Annotated in this window: 17 protein-coding genes; 2 read left to right on the top strand and 15 right to left on the bottom strand. The window is 48.4% G+C overall.

All coding sequences use genetic code 11. The annotated features are described in order from the left end of the window. Nucleotides 1–6: 6 nt before the first annotated feature. The 11 genes from MK185_06290 to MK185_06340 all read right to left on the bottom strand — a co-directional run bounded on the left by MK185_06290 (nucleotide 7) and on the right by MK185_06340 (nucleotide 9,242). The gene (locus MK185_06290; protein ID MCH2040226.1) at nucleotides 7–222 is read right to left on the bottom strand and encodes a hypothetical protein; all 216 of its coding nucleotides are present in this window, start codon (nucleotides 220–222) and stop codon (nucleotides 7–9) included. Nucleotides 223–286: 64 nt separating this feature from the next. Further along, nucleotides 287–598: a YheU family protein gene (locus MK185_06295; protein MCH2040227.1), complete on the bottom strand. Its 312-nt coding sequence runs from the start codon at nucleotides 596–598 to the stop codon at nucleotides 287–289. After that, nucleotides 588–1,034 (bottom strand): hypothetical protein, encoded by a 447-nt coding sequence (locus MK185_06300; protein MCH2040228.1) that lies wholly within the window; start codon nucleotides 1,032–1,034, stop codon nucleotides 588–590. The genes MK185_06295 and MK185_06300 overlap by 11 nt, the downstream gene beginning before the upstream one ends. Nucleotides 1,035–1,210: 176 nt before the next feature. Continuing rightward, the gene (gene phaC / locus MK185_06305; GenBank protein MCH2040229.1) at nucleotides 1,211–3,025 is read right to left on the bottom strand and encodes a class I poly(R)-hydroxyalkanoic acid synthase; all 1,815 of its coding nucleotides are present in this window, start codon (nucleotides 3,023–3,025) and stop codon (nucleotides 1,211–1,213) included. Nucleotides 3,026–3,110: 85 nt separating this feature from the next. Then, on the bottom strand, nucleotides 3,111–3,500 hold the full coding sequence (locus MK185_06310; GenBank protein MCH2040230.1) for a phasin family protein: 390 nt from the start codon (nucleotides 3,498–3,500) through the stop codon (nucleotides 3,111–3,113). 190 nt (nucleotides 3,501–3,690) lie between these two features. Further along, the gene (locus tag MK185_06315; GenBank protein MCH2040231.1) at nucleotides 3,691–3,939 is read right to left on the bottom strand and encodes a DUF6489 family protein; all 249 of its coding nucleotides are present in this window, start codon (nucleotides 3,937–3,939) and stop codon (nucleotides 3,691–3,693) included. 52 nt (nucleotides 3,940–3,991) lie between these two features. Next, the gene (locus tag MK185_06320; protein ID MCH2040232.1) at nucleotides 3,992–5,152 is read right to left on the bottom strand and encodes an MFS transporter; all 1,161 of its coding nucleotides are present in this window, start codon (nucleotides 5,150–5,152) and stop codon (nucleotides 3,992–3,994) included. Nucleotides 5,153–5,167: 15 nt separating this feature from the next. Next, on the bottom strand, nucleotides 5,168–6,280 hold the full coding sequence (gene aroC / locus MK185_06325; GenBank protein ID MCH2040233.1) for a chorismate synthase: 1,113 nt from the start codon (nucleotides 6,278–6,280) through the stop codon (nucleotides 5,168–5,170). Between the two features lie 20 nt (nucleotides 6,281–6,300). Next, nucleotides 6,301–7,170 carry a 50S ribosomal protein L3 N(5)-glutamine methyltransferase gene (gene prmB / locus MK185_06330; protein ID MCH2040234.1) on the bottom strand — a complete coding sequence of 290 codons (870 nt, stop codon included), beginning with the start codon at nucleotides 7,168–7,170 and terminating at the stop codon, nucleotides 6,301–6,303. 186 nt (nucleotides 7,171–7,356) lie between these two features. Beyond that, nucleotides 7,357–8,337, bottom strand: coding sequence for a patatin-like phospholipase family protein (locus MK185_06335; protein ID MCH2040235.1), 981 nt, complete (start codon nucleotides 8,335–8,337; stop codon nucleotides 7,357–7,359). Nucleotides 8,338–8,372: 35 nt separating this feature from the next. Then, nucleotides 8,373–9,242, bottom strand: a complete 870-nt coding sequence (locus tag MK185_06340) for a DUF4892 domain-containing protein (protein ID MCH2040236.1) — start codon at nucleotides 9,240–9,242, stop codon at nucleotides 8,373–8,375. A gap of 95 nt (nucleotides 9,243–9,337) precedes the next feature. Between MK185_06340 and MK185_06345 the strand changes: the two genes are divergently transcribed. Further along, entirely contained in the window at nucleotides 9,338–9,541 is a 204-nt protein-coding gene (locus MK185_06345) for a transcriptional regulator (GenBank protein ID MCH2040237.1), read from the top strand. A gap of 48 nt (nucleotides 9,542–9,589) precedes the next feature. Continuing rightward, entirely contained in the window at nucleotides 9,590–11,503 is a 1,914-nt protein-coding gene (locus MK185_06350) for a DUF885 domain-containing protein (GenBank protein MCH2040238.1), read from the top strand. Nucleotides 11,504–11,561: 58 nt separating this feature from the next. Here MK185_06350 and MK185_06355 read toward each other — a convergent pair whose 3' ends face one another. The 4 genes from MK185_06355 to MK185_06370 all read right to left on the bottom strand — a co-directional run bounded on the left by MK185_06355 (nucleotide 11,562) and on the right by MK185_06370 (nucleotide 15,873). Next, nucleotides 11,562–12,398, bottom strand: a complete 837-nt coding sequence (locus tag MK185_06355) for a DUF6268 family outer membrane beta-barrel protein (GenBank protein ID MCH2040239.1) — start codon at nucleotides 12,396–12,398, stop codon at nucleotides 11,562–11,564. A 52-nt stretch (nucleotides 12,399–12,450) separates the two neighbouring features. Beyond that, nucleotides 12,451–13,122, bottom strand: coding sequence for a hypothetical protein (locus MK185_06360; GenBank protein MCH2040240.1), 672 nt, complete (start codon nucleotides 13,120–13,122; stop codon nucleotides 12,451–12,453). A gap of 147 nt (nucleotides 13,123–13,269) precedes the next feature. Continuing rightward, on the bottom strand, nucleotides 13,270–14,646 hold the full coding sequence (locus MK185_06365) for a DUF3422 domain-containing protein (GenBank protein MCH2040241.1): 1,377 nt from the start codon (nucleotides 14,644–14,646) through the stop codon (nucleotides 13,270–13,272). A 15-nt stretch (nucleotides 14,647–14,661) separates the two neighbouring features. Then, nucleotides 14,662–15,873, bottom strand: a complete 1,212-nt coding sequence (locus MK185_06370) for a YihY family inner membrane protein (protein ID MCH2040242.1) — start codon at nucleotides 15,871–15,873, stop codon at nucleotides 14,662–14,664. Nucleotides 15,874–15,969: the final 96 nt, after the last annotated feature.

Genomic DNA, 15,969 nt, shown 5'->3' on the forward strand with positions numbered 1-15,969 from the left:
TACAGATCAGACGACACGTTTGATTTGTTTGCGCTTAATATCGGCCGAAGTGCAACTCCTGGCCTGCTCACCACGTAACCGGATGTCACGCATGGTTTGTTCCAATTCAGCACAGCAGGCACGTATCTCCGCCAACTGATCTTTTAACAGATCAACGTCCTGCATCGCATCATGGATACGGCGACGAAGTTTAACTTGTTGAATATCGGTAATTCGCTTCATACAGCCTCCAGACTCAATACATCATTGGCGTATAACTGGTTTGGGCACGGGAAACCGCACTCGACTACCCCTGCCAGCCCTGCTGCCGGAGAAATTCAGTCATTTCAATGTGGCATGTCTGCTGAACAGGGTCAAACAAAAGTGTCGCTTGTCCAGACTTGAGTTGTGACAGAACCTGGGCTTTTTTATCACTCAGGGAAAAACTGTAGTCGCCGTAGTCGGTGCCCTCACGGCTAACGTAGTCTTCAAGAATAGCATCCAGGGCATCGGCGCTGAGGCGCTGATAAGGAACTGCAATCACACCTTGTTCTGGCACTTCTTCCATGTGTGAAGGCAAGGCTGAGGTATCAGGATTCGAGATAAAATCAGACGGCAAAACTGGCTTCCCGCTCCCATTCACAGCTCATACGGAGTTCAGCATCCGACGGCGCATGAGAACCACTATCCGCCTGCCAATGGAACGTGTGCTTGCCCGATAACTCCGTTTCAAGATGAACCGTGGCGTTTACCCAGTACATCCCTTTCAGTAACGTCTCAAACTGTTTCAACCAGTGCTCCCATTCATACTCCACCGCTTTGTATGAAGCCGCAAAGTGGATCAGCTGAGTTTGATAGGTACCACTGAACACATCATCACCCGGCATGGAGAACATTTCGCGGCATAACAAAGACCATTCGTCATCAACACCGAGAGGCAAGTTCTGGATCGAACTCCAGTTTGCGCGACGCTGCAAACGAGCACTGAACTCATCCACAGCGGGAACATGGCGAATAACGCCATAGACAACAGATTCCTGATCGAATTGAGACACGAGATGTCCTTACCACTGATAGCTGTTGGCATGATAGCGGAAACTGACAACAGGAAAAACCCTTGTTTTGATTACACTCAGACAAAACGGATAATATTCCAAGCAGTTGATTCATAAACGAAAAACGGCGCCGAAGCGCCGTTTTCATCAACCAAAATGATCGCCTCTGCGAACCATCAGCTGGCCACAACGTCGATGATACGTTGCTTAACGTAACGACCTGGAGCATCTTCTAAGATTTCCAGTTTGCCATCACCCGGCTGACGCACAGCAACCATCTCCATATCACCAGTCTTCAGTACCCATTGCTGCCAATCTAACCACCATGAGCCTTCATGATTTTCACAGCCCTGATACCAGTCGTCAGCAGACTCAGGCAGTTCTTCATTGGTCCAATAACCGTATTTATTGGCTTCCGGAGGATTTACGATACCGGCAATATGACCAGAGCCACCCAATACAAAACGATTTTTACCGCCCAGTACCTTGGCACCCGTATAAGTCGCCTGCCATAAAGCAATATGATCTTGAGCCGCAGAGATAAAGTAGCTTGGCGTTTTAATGGCTCCTAAATCAATTTTCACACCATCCAGCTCTAACGCATCCTTCTCAATCAGCAGATTGTTAAGATACATATTACGCAAATAATACGAGTGCATCGTTGCAGGTAAATTGGTGCTATCTGTATTCCAGTAAAGCAAATCAAATGCAGCCGGACGCTCGCCTTTTAGATAGTTGTTAATAAAGAAAGACCAGAACAGATCATTCTCACGCAAAGTATTAAAACTGAACGCCATCTGACGGCCATCATAGTAGCCCAGCGCGTCCATCTGTTTTTCCAGACCTGCAATGGCAGTTTCATTGATAAACACACCAATTTCGCCAGGCTTAGAGAAATCCATTAATGTCGCCATAAACGTTGCTGACTTAATGGTCTCTTTTTTCTTTTTCTTCTGATAGGCCAGCGTAGCTGACAACAAAGTACCACCCAGACAATAACCGATGGCATTTACACCTTTTTCGCCAGTCGCTTGTTCAATTGCGTCGGCTGCTGCAATCGGTCCTTCAAGCATGTAGTTTTCGAAACCTTTATTGCGCAGCGAAGGACCAGGGTTTATCCAGGAAATTACGAATACGGTATGCCCCTGGTCAACCAACCATTTAATAAAGGAATTTTTCTCACGTAAGTCGAGGATATAGAATTTATTAATAAATGGCGGGACCACCAGCAAAGGCCGTTTGTAAGTTTGCTCTGTTGTTGGTTTGTACTGAATTAATTGCATCAGGTCATTCTGATAAACAACACTTCCCTCCGTAGTAGCCAGATTTCGGCCCACCTGGAATGCACTGGTGTCAGTCATCGCAACGTTTAGTGCGCCGCTAACGCTCGTTTCTAAGTCCTCCAGTAGCTGCTCCATGCCAGATACCAGGTTAGAACCACCCGTCTCCATGGTTTTACGGATGACTTCCGGATTTAGGTTAGCAAAATTAGTTGGCGATAATGCATTGATATACTGGCGCACCAGATACTCAACTTTTTGACGAGAATGATCACTTAAACCATCGGTATCTTTGATCATTTTCATTAGTGTCTGCCCCTGCAATAAATACAGTTGCTTCATATAATCGAACATTGGATTTTCAGACCATTGTTCGTCTTTGAATCGTTTATCACCTTTCTCTGGTGCAACAACAGGATCAACATCCTGGCCCATAAAGCGTAAAGCGGTTTGCTGAAACAACTCTTGCTGTTGTTTCATCATTTCCATTTGATCAGCAATCACTTTATTCGGATTGCTTACCATCGCTTCGCCCAGCTCACGAAATGCCTGAGTGAAATCAGTCATAACAGAACCTGCCGGGTCCTCTGCAGTACTTGGTTGCGTTGCCATCTTTTGCCAGAAGCGACCATATTGCTCCGCAGCACGCCCTGCCATGTCATAAAAATCTTTTACGGCAGTTTCCATGTTTTCCGTTGGCAGCCCTTTCATACATCACCTATCCATATCTGAGAGAAAGAAAATAAAAAGGCCACCAAGATCGAGTCCGGGTGGCCTTTAGCTACTTCAGTCGTAATTAAGCTGCTTTAGCCTTAGACTTAGTAGAAGTTGCGGTTGTCGTTGTGGCTGCAGCGGAAGAGCGAGTCTCTTCCATGATGCCTTCAACTTTCGCTTTAAAATCCATCGCCATGTCAGACAGTGCTTTAGCGTCGTCCATGATCTTTTTGTTCAGCGAGCTGGCAGCTTCAGCCTGAGCGGTAGTGAAAGCCTGCATCGATTCAGCATCTTTAATTTCAGATGCCTGTTTCAGCTGCTCCACACCCATGTCTGCGTATGACTTAATGGCGTTCAGTTGGAATTCCGTCATCTTTTCCATGTTATCAACAAACAGCGAGTTGAATTTGGACATCGGCGCATACATCGTTTTAGCTTGCTCAGCGAATGCGTTCAGAATGTTGTCTTGCATGGTTTTGCTCCTTCAAAGGTTTTATAGCCGTAGTGGTAATCACATACTAGTTGAGTTTATCTTACAGTTGCATGACATCTGCCACTTAAAGTAGCAGTATTTTGTTCAAAATCAGTCCTTGTTATTAGAGACTTGAGAACAAAGGTAACAAAATAAAATCTCTGGCTTTTATTGTCCTAATTTATCGTCGTTATTTAGAACTATCGTTTGTATTTCCCGACATCATATTAATCATCATGTTCTGAAACTGAGCCATCGCATTCATTCCCTCTTTCATCATGGGCTGATACAACGACATAGGATCATATCCTTCTTCGCCAGCCTGCATTTTGCTCATCATTTGTGAAAATAATTCTTGCTGGAACTGCTGAACATCAGGCAATCCCATAACACGACGAAATTCATCCGGTGTCATATCAAATGTGACGTTTATTTTCATAGCCAGTCCTTTTTCACTACTTAAAAACAAAGTTCAGAGTTGAATATATACCCTATTCCTCGCGGCGCAACCCTGTCCACGCGATCAGAAAAGCGACAGTGGCAATGACGGCTGATACAACGAAAACTTGCTCGCCACCCAGTCTATTCCAATAAATGCCACACCCCCAGGCACCCAGTGCGCCGCCCAGACCAAAACCGATGCTGGAATACAACGCCTGTCCCTGAGCCTGATTGGGGCGGCTGAAGTAGTGCTGGATATACCGCATCGATACTGCGTGCATAGCGCCAAAGCTGAATGCATGCAGCACCTGAGCAATTAATAGTACAACTAGCTGATCAGCTTGTTGTGATATTAGTAACCAACGTACCGCCGTTAAAATCAAAATCATCATTACCCACCCGCGCCAACTGAGTAAGTGGAGTAAACGATGAAATTGCCAGAATAAGATGACTTCTGAAAAAACCCCTAGCGACCAAAGTAGTCCAATCGCAGATTTACTGTATCCCAATTGTTCCAGATAAATACTGAAAAATGTGTAATACGCTCCGTGACTGATTTGTAACAGCACTGTTATCAGAATAAATACAACAACCTGCTTCTGTAATGCCTGAGATATGAAGTTGCGCTCTCTTTTTCCTTCTCGTACCACCACACGGGCAGAATGAGAGAAGCTGTTCGCTGTAATTAACAGCATCGTTACCAGCATCACAGCAGGCAGGTAATTAACTGAAAAAGCGTCAAACAACCACCCCAATAAAATCACGGCAACGATGAAGCCAACAGACCCCCAAAGTCGAATTTTCGAATAATCATCAATCCGGTTATTAAGTGACTGCATCGTAATTGTTTCATACTGAGGCAACATGGCCGCCCAGAAAAAGCCATATGCCAACATCACCAACAACATCGATAAAAATGAGTTTGCCCACCAGACACCAACGAAGCACACCGCGGTTAACACGCCGGCACAACGCACCATCACCATCGGTGAAGAAAAACGACCAGCAACATGGGCCCATACATTTGGAGCGAGAATGCGAATGGCAGCAAAAGCGGCCATCAGTAGGCCGATATCTTCAGCATTGAAATCTCGTGCCTGCAGGAATAGCCCCCAGAACGGTGCAATACAGCCGAGAAGAGCAAAATACAGAAAGTAGAACAACGATAAGCGACGATACGGCACCTCAGAGCGAGGCAAAGGAGAATCCATATCGCCGCTCCTGATTTATTCTGAAACCGGTGCCTGTGCAGCCACTACTGGCGTATCGCATTGTACGTCACCATTCTGACCGCGATGCCGCAACAAATGATCAGTTAACACAATCGCCATCATAGCTTCAGCGATCGGCGTAGCACGAATACCAACACAAGGATCATGACGGCCTTTGGTAACCACTTCAATCGGATTGCCGTCGGCATCTATCGACTGACCTGGGACCGTGATACTGGAAGTTGGCTTCAATGCCATATGCGCAACAATATCCTGTCCTGTCGAAATACCACCAACGATACCGCCGGCATGATTACTGAGGAAACCCTCTGGCGTCATCTCATCACGGTGTTCGGTGCCTTTTTGTTCAACCGAATCAAAGCCATCACCGATCTCAACCCCTTTCACGGCATTAATGCTCATTAAGGCATGAGCTAACTCGGCATCAAGACGGTCAAAAATCGGCTCACCCAGCCCCGGCAACATGCCCGTGGCAACAACACTGATCCTGGCGCCGACCGAGTTGCATTCACGACGCAGTGCATCCATGTATATTTCCATTTCCGGCACGATCTCAGCATCCGGAGAAAAGAACGGATTCTGACGCACCTGTTGCCAATCGAAGTTAGCCGGATTGATTTTAATCGGCCCTAACTGTGACAAGTAGCCGCGCACCTCAATACCTTTAGCCGCCAGAACCTTTTTAGCAATAGCACCTGCGGCTACGCGCATCGCGGTCTCACGTGCAGACGAGCGGCCACCACCCCGATAGTCACGGAAACCGTACTTTTGCGTGTATGCATAGTCAGCGTGTGCAGGACGGAAGGTTTTTGCGATATTAGAGTAATCTTTTGAACGCTGATCGGTGTTCTCAATCAACAGACCAATGGGCGTACCTGTCGTTTTTCCTTCGAACACACCCGATAGGATTTTTACCTGATCGGGCTCACGACGCTGGGTGGTAAATTTTGAAGTACCCGGTTTACGCAGATCAAGATCGCCCTGAAGATCGGCTTCGGTAAGCTCGATACCCGGGGGACATCCGTCAACAATGGCGCCCAGCGCCAGACCGTGGCTCTCACCAAAGGTGGTGACGGTAAAACTCTTGCCAAAGGTATTGCCAGACATACTTTATATACTCGTATTTCTTAAATTTTTAATTGCGCTGATGAAAGGTTGTCCAAGTCCGCGGCGTTCAGTACAAACACACCATGACCACCCCGTTCAAATTCCTGCCACTGAAATGGCAAGTGCGGATAGGCCTTAGCCAATGCTGGCCAGCTGTTTCCGACTTCGACCACAAATACGCCATCATCGGTTAAGAGATCACGCGCCTGAGATAACATAATCCGCACAAGATCGAGACCGTCATCACCCGCCGCTAAGGCCAACTCCGGCTCATGATGGAACTCATCGGGCAAACAAGCCATATCGTCAGAATCGACATATGGTGGATTGGAAACGATTAAATCGTACTTCCCGCTGGCAGCGGCAAATAAATCCGACTGCAACGCGATAACCCGATCCTCTACCTGCAAGCGCTGAATATTTTCTTCAGCTACTGCCAGAGCATCAAATGAGATATCCAGCAGTTCGACCTCCGCGTGCTCAAACTGCATCGCACAAGCAATTCCAATGCAGCCACTGCCGGTACACAAGTCCATAATCCGCTTCGGTTCATGCGTTAACCATGGTTGGAAGCTATTTTCAATCAGCTCTGCAATTGGGGAACGGGGAATCAACACACGCTCATCGACCACGTAAGGCAAACCACAGAACCAGGCTTCGCCCACCAGATAAGGTGCTGGAACACGCTGTTCAATACGACAAACAACCAACTCGGCGATGCATTCACGTTCTTGCCGCGTCAAACGACAGTCACGCCACTGATCGGCCTGATTCCATGGTAAGGCCAACGCATGTGTCACCAATAACACCGCCTCATCCATCGGATTATCGGTTCCATGCCCAAAGTAGATGCCAGCCTCAGACATACGGCTGACTGCCCAGCGGATCATATCCTGGAGCGATAATAATTCATCGACGGCATGAAGTTTTTGCTGTTGCAGAGATACTGACGGTAGTTCGGACACTCGGATTCCTGTAACTGTTTTTCGCTGGCGACGCAGCAATCAGAAAGCGCCCTAGTTTAACCGTTTTCGCTCGTTAACGCACTGCTGAGCCATAAGCCATGTTTATCACCGTCAATGTCCGGCAATTCCATGTCCATATAAACTGCTCTGGCCCTGCTCAAATGCATCCAGCGCCTGCGCGGCAATATGACGGCCTAGGCGAATCATCTCGTCGGCACGGTAAAATTCATACATCTGACAACAGTTATTGGGCATACGGATCAGCAGATCCGGCGGATAGCCCGCAGTTTTGAACTGGGACAGTGAAGCCTGCATGACTTCAAACATTTCGTTAAGAATTTCCAGCTTACCCAGATTATCCTGGGCGATTTGGTTGGTTTTCTCATCCGAATCTTTACCGGAATGATCGAATCTTTCCAGCAACGCGCCAGCCTTATCGATCGCAGAGTTTACCGCCGAATTAAACCAATCGTCTTTCTCTTGTGGCGAGGGCTGCCGCTCCGCCGAAAAATCGACGGGCATCGGCACATCGGCATTAAGATCAACGGCAAAGAGGTAATCTGCGTGCGCCGATACACACGGCGCAATCGGCAACGGATTCAATACACCGCCATCTACCAGCAAACGACCATTTGAAGAAACCGGCGTTAGCAGACTTGGAATGGCGGCTGATGCCCGAATCGCTTCATTTAAAGCGCCACTCTGAAACCAGATTTCTTTTTTGTGAGTCAGGTCTGTTGCCACCGCAGTAAACGGCAGTTGCAGCTCTTCAATTTTCTGACCATCCAACATGCCTTCAAGAATATTAAATACACGATCTCCCCGGATCGCACCGTTCGATAACAAACTGAAATCCACCAGCTTTAACACGTCAAGATAATTCAGACCGGTGGCCCACTGGCGAAACTCCTCCAGCTTACCTGCACAGAAAAAGCCACCGACAATAGCCCCCATTGAGCAACCTGATACCGATACGATCTTGTAGCCACGTGCCTGCAATTCGTCGATCACGCCCAAATGGGTATAGCCTCTGGCACCGCCACTACCGAGAACCAAAGCCAGGGTTTTTCCCTCCGCTGTTGCTCTGGTCATATTCTTTGCTCACTCATAGTCACAACCTCTAAAACTCAGCGCTGCGGCCAGAAAACGTAACGCAGTCTGGGCGATAAACCACTATCCGGAGCTGCAACCAAAGCGCCATGGCCAACAACATTTAACTCCGATGTCTCGTTAAAAGTAGCAACCCGAAGCTGCTTCGCTAAGCGCTCGGAACAAAGCAGGTTATCCGCCATCAGACTGGCGTCGTAACAATGCATCATGAGATATAGACGGCGCTTGTCTCGTTCGGGTATATCCTTCAACACAGCGATCAGATTAGCGCTGAGTTCTTCGTTCAACAGACCATTATCAGTAACCAAGCCCGGTAACCAACCAGAGTTCTGACGCAATGCTGCCTGAATCTGAGTCTGACTGACCTGCTGCAAGCTGACCTCATCCGCTGTTACCAACCGATCCATTACAATATACACCTGTCGTGAACCGCGCTGCACCAGATACAGCACCCACACTTCGCTGCCGCCGTCCACCAGCGGGCGCTTCACTACCCAGTAACGTTGATTCTGTTCTCGCCCGACCAAGCGACCATTTTTGAACACGGTGTTAGCCCAAAAATGACTGCTGCCACAATCAAGACCCTGACATTGATAAATCAACTCGAGTTCGCTTATTTGCTGCTGAAAAAAGGTACTGACTTCATCCAGCGTCAACCCTGGCTGGACTGCCCAGATTCGCCGCCAAAGATCGCCATCAAGACGACGTTCTTGCTCACCAAATGTGGTCGCTTGGCTGCGCTTTAGTTCAGAAATCACCAGACGATAATGTTTAACCGGCATTTTCTCCTGCTCCAGCAGGCGCGCCGCGCTAAACGGCTGAATTTCAGCATTTACCGCACCACTTACCAACATAAGACAAATCAGTGTCAAACCACACAAGCGCATAAAGAATTCCTTAATCCTGGCTTTGGGGAACCAAAACCCTGCTCTACAATCGAACTGAGCATAACAAATTATAGAGAAGATTATGGAGAGTAGTTATGGCGGAACCTAAGTGCCCGAGCTGCAATGCTGAAGGAATCGAACACTTTGCTTCAAAAGCCAGCGAGGAAACCGCCAAAAATGGCACCCCCTGGTTTTACGTTGTTTATTGCAACCAGTGTGGTCACGTATACGAGGTCATCAACAAACACACGTTTAGCGCCAACCAATCCAAATTTGTGATGCCGGATTTACGCCGTTAACTTTGTTACACTCGCCCGCGTCTAGAATTTTCAAGTCGAGCAAGTGTTATGTTGTCTGTTTTCCGGTTATTGCCACTACTGGCTCTACCCGTGGTATTGAATGGTTGCCAGTTAGTCACCGAAAAAAACCAGCCATCCCCCCCAACAGTGGTGATCACCTCAGAACAGCAGCAACAAGCCAACCACCAGGCTGAAACAATATTCTCCGCATACACGGAGTGGCGATTGGAAACCAGTCCGGTATTGGCAAGCTTTAGCGGTATTCGTGGCCAGTTCGACTGGGATGATATTTCTGCAGAAGCCAGGGAACAGCAACTGGAAAGCCTCCAGGGTTTCCGCAGCCGTCTCAAAGCCATCAATGAGGCGGCATTAAGTCTTGGCAATCTCGGTAGCTACCACACATTGATGAACGAGCTGGAATACCAACTCCTGTTGGCGCCGCTGCAACAACTGCAAGACCCGCTTGCGACGAACAGCAACTGGCTGATTCGGGTAGAAGCGACCCTATTGAAACACCACCCTATTAGCAATATTCAGGATGCCCACGATTATATTGCCCGTATCAACGCATTATCTTCGCTATTAACACGTTGGCAGGAAGCGCTAACTGAACGATTCGAAAGTGGCTATGTTTCTCCGGCTTTTGCGTACCAACAAAGTATTGATCGTCTGAATATTTGGCTCAACAACAGTGATGACAACATCGATAGCCACCGTTTCAATGAAAGCAATCTTTTCTGGCAAGACTTCCAGAAGAAACTGGCTGATCTGGCGCTTTATCCATCCAGTCGCCAACTGTTACTGAAAAAGATGAAACGAGCCCTGTCGCGCTCAGCTTTACCAGCGCTTAACCAGCTACTGGTCACGTTGCAGCAACAGCACAAGCAGGCCCCAAACCTGGTCTCCCTCGAACAACAATCCCAAGGCATGCGCTACTACCAACTCCAGTTGCAGCATTTTTCTCAAACAGAAATGGATGCGAATCAGCTATTCCAGTTCGCCTTGTCAGAGCTGAAGGGAATCCAACAGCAAGTTCTGGCGTTTGCACAACGAAACGGCTGGAGCAGCAGCCAGGAACAAGCCAAATTCAATGAACTCAGAAGCTGGTTGCGTCAGCAACAACCGCCGTTTTCGCAACAAACCGAGAAGCAGTTGGTTACTCCGCAACTATTAGGCTTTCAACAACAAACCCTGACTCAGCTGGCGCAACAGCTGCCATACGAATTCACCGATATTCCGCAAACACCACTGGCAGTGACTCAGGGAGTTAGCTTACCAGGGCGCTATACCAGTGAAGATCAGAACTTTGCCTACATTCCGGCCCCAGACAGTGGCGCTGCTCAGTTTCGCTGGAATCCCGATGCCCTGGGGTCGTTTTCCCGCGCCCAGCTAGCACTGACTATGGCGAGCTACTCGGTTCCCGGATTACATATGCAACTGGCATTGGCTGCTGAAAATGAGCAACTGCCAGCCTTCCGCCGCTTGCCCTATCACAGTCGATTCAATAGCGGTTGGCAGCTCTACAGTCAGCAGCTAGCCCTGACGAATTATACGGACACGGCCTCGCAATTGATGTTCTGGCACAATCAAATGACACAGCTGGTGCTTATGGTCATCGATAGTGGAATTCATGCTAAGGGCTGGCAGCGACTTAAGGCCTTGAAATTTGTCCAGAACAACCTGCTGAATGAGTTACCGCAGGCCCAGTCGATGGTTGATCAGGTGCTGTTAAACCCCGCAGAAAGCAGCGAAAAATATCTGAATTTTCAGGCCTTACGGCAGCTTCGCACTAACATTCAGAAAAAACTTCAACCAGTCGTATTATTCGACGAAGCCCGATACCACAGCCATTTGCTGCAACTGGGTGCATTGCCGCAAGAAGCATTAGCGCAACAAATGAATCGTTGGGCAGACGAGTTAATTCAGCAAGCAGCTCGTGATGCCATGCTGAATAATCAATAACTTCAGCCCCCAAAAAACGGCCACCCAATTAGGTGGCCGTTTTTATATCCGCTCACAATCAGAATTTAATACTCAAACCAAACTGGGTATATGCATCATCACCAGGGCGAGAAGTTTTCACCGATCCGGTGTTGTCTGCGGCCTCAATCGTACGCAGCCGTGTCTGACCAATTTCTGCTGTCAGCCACAGCTGCTTACGCCAGCGAAACTCACCACCCATGCCGATTCGCCAATTGCGGTAAGATACTTTAAAAGCGCCATCCTGATCAGTGATTTCCTCACGCCATACACCGCCTGCCGGGCGTATGTGCAAGAAGGATGTTAACGAATTCCCCCACTGAGTTGTTATTTTAGTGCGAGGAAAACCAAGCAAAACACGGGTTTGCTTACTGCTCTGAAATGACGTTGCCAATGCAGGCCTGGGATTCAGGTCACCAAAGGCGCGATCAATTACAACACCGAATTGCCAGAAGCCACCGCCACTGCGATAACGTCGACCATAGATCTCCAGGTTAGCGGCGAGAGAATCTGACTCAAGACTTTTCAGGTCTGTCATCACACCCGGCTCAATCTGGATCAAGAATTCATTATCGCGATCCCGACGCTGTCGGTAATGTACAGGAACGGACAACCAGTAGTAGTCATTGCTGGCTATATCAGACCCTCCTACTTTAAAACTGGTCTGATCCAGGTGCAGATAGCTGGCTGCAGATTCCTGTCGATTGCGTTTGACCTCTAACGGCAAAGTAATACTCATCTGACTGCTGGAGAATTTGCTGCCAACCCCTGAGTCCGGGCTGCCGGGCCCTTCTGATGTCACCAACAAGCCGTTCGCTGATACCTGGCCCACAAAAGCCGACAAGGCAGCCCCCAGTAATAGTCGCTTAAAGCGCATAAATTATCTCACTCATATCATGCTCTCTGAAGATGGACTGCAACCTCATTGGTTAAACAGAGTCATTACCTTGTTTTGGTTTGTCGTCGTAGAGCGCCTTATGCGCTTCTTCAACACTGGCATAACTTGCCAACGCGCCTGTTTTTGCTTCGTTACTGCGAACTTTATTTAATGTCACTAATACTTCCGAGACTTTTTCGAAGCCTTTAATAATATCGGCAGGCGCATCAGTTTCTTTCAACATTTCCGTATAATTTCCGACAAATACCAGCGCCTGCTGTTCCTGTTCGCGCCGACCAGCGGTGGCTGGAGCATTCATTTGTTCGATAACTTCAAGCGCAGACAGGAGCGATTTTGCCCCTTCGGTATCACCATCAACCGACTCGTTAAGAATGAAATTATTGAGAAAATGAACCGATTCCGATACGGCAGAAACAGGGGTACTTCGAAAACCACTGAGTGACTGGAGTTGCTCACTATCGATCAAACCATCCTCGAATAATCGCTGGGTCAACGCCGGGATCTGGTCCGAACGAATGGTGGTAGAGAAAAATTCTGCCCGTATCAAATCCAACTTCTGGGCTTTATAGGAAATAGAAACCTGTTCAGTATTCCCCTGACTTCCCTGAGAATTGAGCCGATCGATCAAACGCCGCGCTGCCGGTTCAGACACCTGGCTACTAGTAGGCGAACTTTTACCTGATGAATTTGGATTGATATCCATAAACCTGACCTGAAAACGAACTGTGAGGAGATCACAGCAATTCCCAAGCCAAGGCGAGTTTTGAGCGAATTTTCAGCCTGTTAAGTAGCAAAGCGGCCGATTTTAGCCGACATACGACAAAAACCTGCCGCCAGGTGTGCACTACACCTAACTGCTGCCTTCCGTCTCCGACGGCGAACTGTTGCGATTATTTTTTGTAATACGCTGGCGCAAACTGTGTACTCCGAGATACACCGCCGCTAATACAATGGGCAGCGCGATACCTTTAAATAAATCAGAATTCATGGTCTCAATCCCGACCGCTTTGATGCCTTCAAAACCAATCCCAAGCAGTGCCAGAATATAGTAACCAATCGCCACGACTGATAATCCTTCAACGGTTTGCTGCAAACGCAATTGCAGCTGGCTGCGCCGATTCATGGATGCCAGTAATGTTTGGTTTTGTTCCTGAATCGATAACTCAACCCGAGTACGCAACATACTGGTAGTACGGTGAATACGTCGCGATAAATCTTCCAGCCGATCTCGAACGGAGTTACAGGTTTTTATGCCCGGCGTTAACCGGCGTTCGAGAAACTCACGCAGGCTTTGCACTCCATTAATGGGAGTTTCTTTTAATTGGTCTAAACGGTCACGCACCAGGTCGTGATAAGCCACCGCTGCTGCGAAACGAAAATTGGTGTCAGAACGTAAACGCTCAACCTCGGCAGCCAACATGGATAGCTCCTGCAGCAAAACCCGTTCATCCTTATCCGCATCAATATCAGAGATACTCTGATTCAGCGTCGCTAGACCTTCTTCAATACGACTGAGTTCCGCACCCATCTGACGCGCAATTGGCAGTGCCATCAACGACATCATCCGGTAGGTTTCGAGTTCAAACAGACGTTGTACCAGGCGACCAGTCTGATACGGCGTCAGCCCCTCGTTACAGGTGACAATTCGTCCAAAACCGTCGTTGTGAAGTTTAAACGCCGTCCAGACCTGCGCTTTTTTATCAGCCACTCCGGAACCTGAGGCGCGCTGCCCTTCAAACCATCGGTGCAGATCTTTACCTTCCGGTGCGGCATCCACCACCGCCATTTGAACTGCAACCACCAGTTCTCCGGGAATGCCCGCCAACCAGTCTTTGGGAATAAAATTCAGCGCCTCGGATGAAAATGGCTCAACATCCGGACAAATAAAAGTGAAATTAGCGAACTCCAGATGGCGCTCCCAACGCAGCTCAAAACCACCAAAGTCCTGATAAAAACAAGAGGAATCTGGTCCTGGTGCAGGCACACTGAAACGCTTACACAGATCCACCACATGGTCATGCAGTGCCTGACGGTTATCGTTCAGCAGTACTGTAAAGTGAGCAACCTGACAGTTGCCTTGAATTATCGGAGACGGTCGGTTGTGCAACTCTTCGTAAAGCGATGATCGCCATGGATGGACTTTTAACGTTACCGCTGCAGCCCCCAAATCCGGGGCCTGATTATCCACCGAGGATTCGATTTCTGGCTCCTGAATACTGTTATTCATTCAGTACTATCCTTATCAATTTCGTGGCATTTTAGCCACATTCCCTTTTGTTGGGCCAGCCAACAGACTGGCAACGGGCTGGTCCAGGCTCAACTTCATACTTTGCATCAATCCCTGACGCCAATCGTTCAGACTTTGATGACGCTCCTGCGGCTGGATAAGTTGACTGATCTTCAGATCATTGACCAGATCACGAAGCATCAGCAACTCAGGGTCACGAATCCACAGCAACTCGTTCTCATGTGATACCTTCAACCATTGTTGCTGCTCGGCATAACACACAAATCTCTCTATGTGTTCGAGGTCGTCCTCACAAAGGACTCGTTCAAGCGCTTGCTGATCCAGCGGTTTATTACCGTTTTGCGCAGCCAGTAACTCGCTGATGATACGCAATCGTAACCCTAGCGGCTCACTGTGACCGCTGTGTTGCTGACGATGGCTCAGTGCAAAGCTCACTTCTGCGCCGAGAATCAGCAACATCCAGCCCAGATACATCCACAAAAGAAACAGTGGTACCGCAGCAAAAGCTCCGTAAATCAGCTGATAAGAGGGAAACATACCCATAATGCGACCAAACAAAAATTTGGCCGCTTCAAATACCGTTGCCACCAGAATGGAGGCCAACAACGCATGTTTCCACGGTACTTTGCAGTTCGGCACCAGCATGTACAGTGACGTCAGCGCAAGTACGCCGAGTGCCCAGGGGATCAGTCGCGCCGCGCCCGGCACCAGTAAAGCGGTATCACCAAATAGTCTGACAGACGCCAACACCGAGCTGGCTGCAAACGCAGCACCAAATAATAAAGGCCCAAGGCTTAATACCGCCCAATAACGAAGGAATGTTTGCATTCCGGAACGTGGATTACTGACGTTCCATATGCGGTTAAATTGCATTTCAATAGTACGCAACAACATAAAGGCCGTTGCAAATAAGAAAGGCACGCCAAGCCAGGTGAGCTGCCGCGCCTGCTGGCTGAATTGCGTCAGGTAACCAGAAATAACGCTGCTGCCTTCCGGCATCACATACGTCAGTAATTGTTGGTTCGCCTGCTCGCCCCAACTCTGCAAGGCAGGCAGGGCACTGAGAATCGAATAGCTAACAGTAATCACTGGCACCAAAGCGAACAGCGTAGTGTAAGTCAGGGCTGCAGCATCCCGACGTCGCTCCTCTCGCTCGAAACGTTTCAGGCTGGACCACAGTAGATGAAACAAGCTGTTGTTCGCCATAATTTCCCCAAAAACTATCACCAGAAAAGCATTTCCCTGATAAGACAAAACCGAGTGGTTGAGCACTCGAGATGATACAATGCGCACTGTTTCATC

The organism is Saccharospirillaceae bacterium, from assembly GCA_022448365.1.
Lineage (GTDB): Bacteria > Pseudomonadota > Gammaproteobacteria > Pseudomonadales > Oceanobacteraceae > Bacterioplanoides.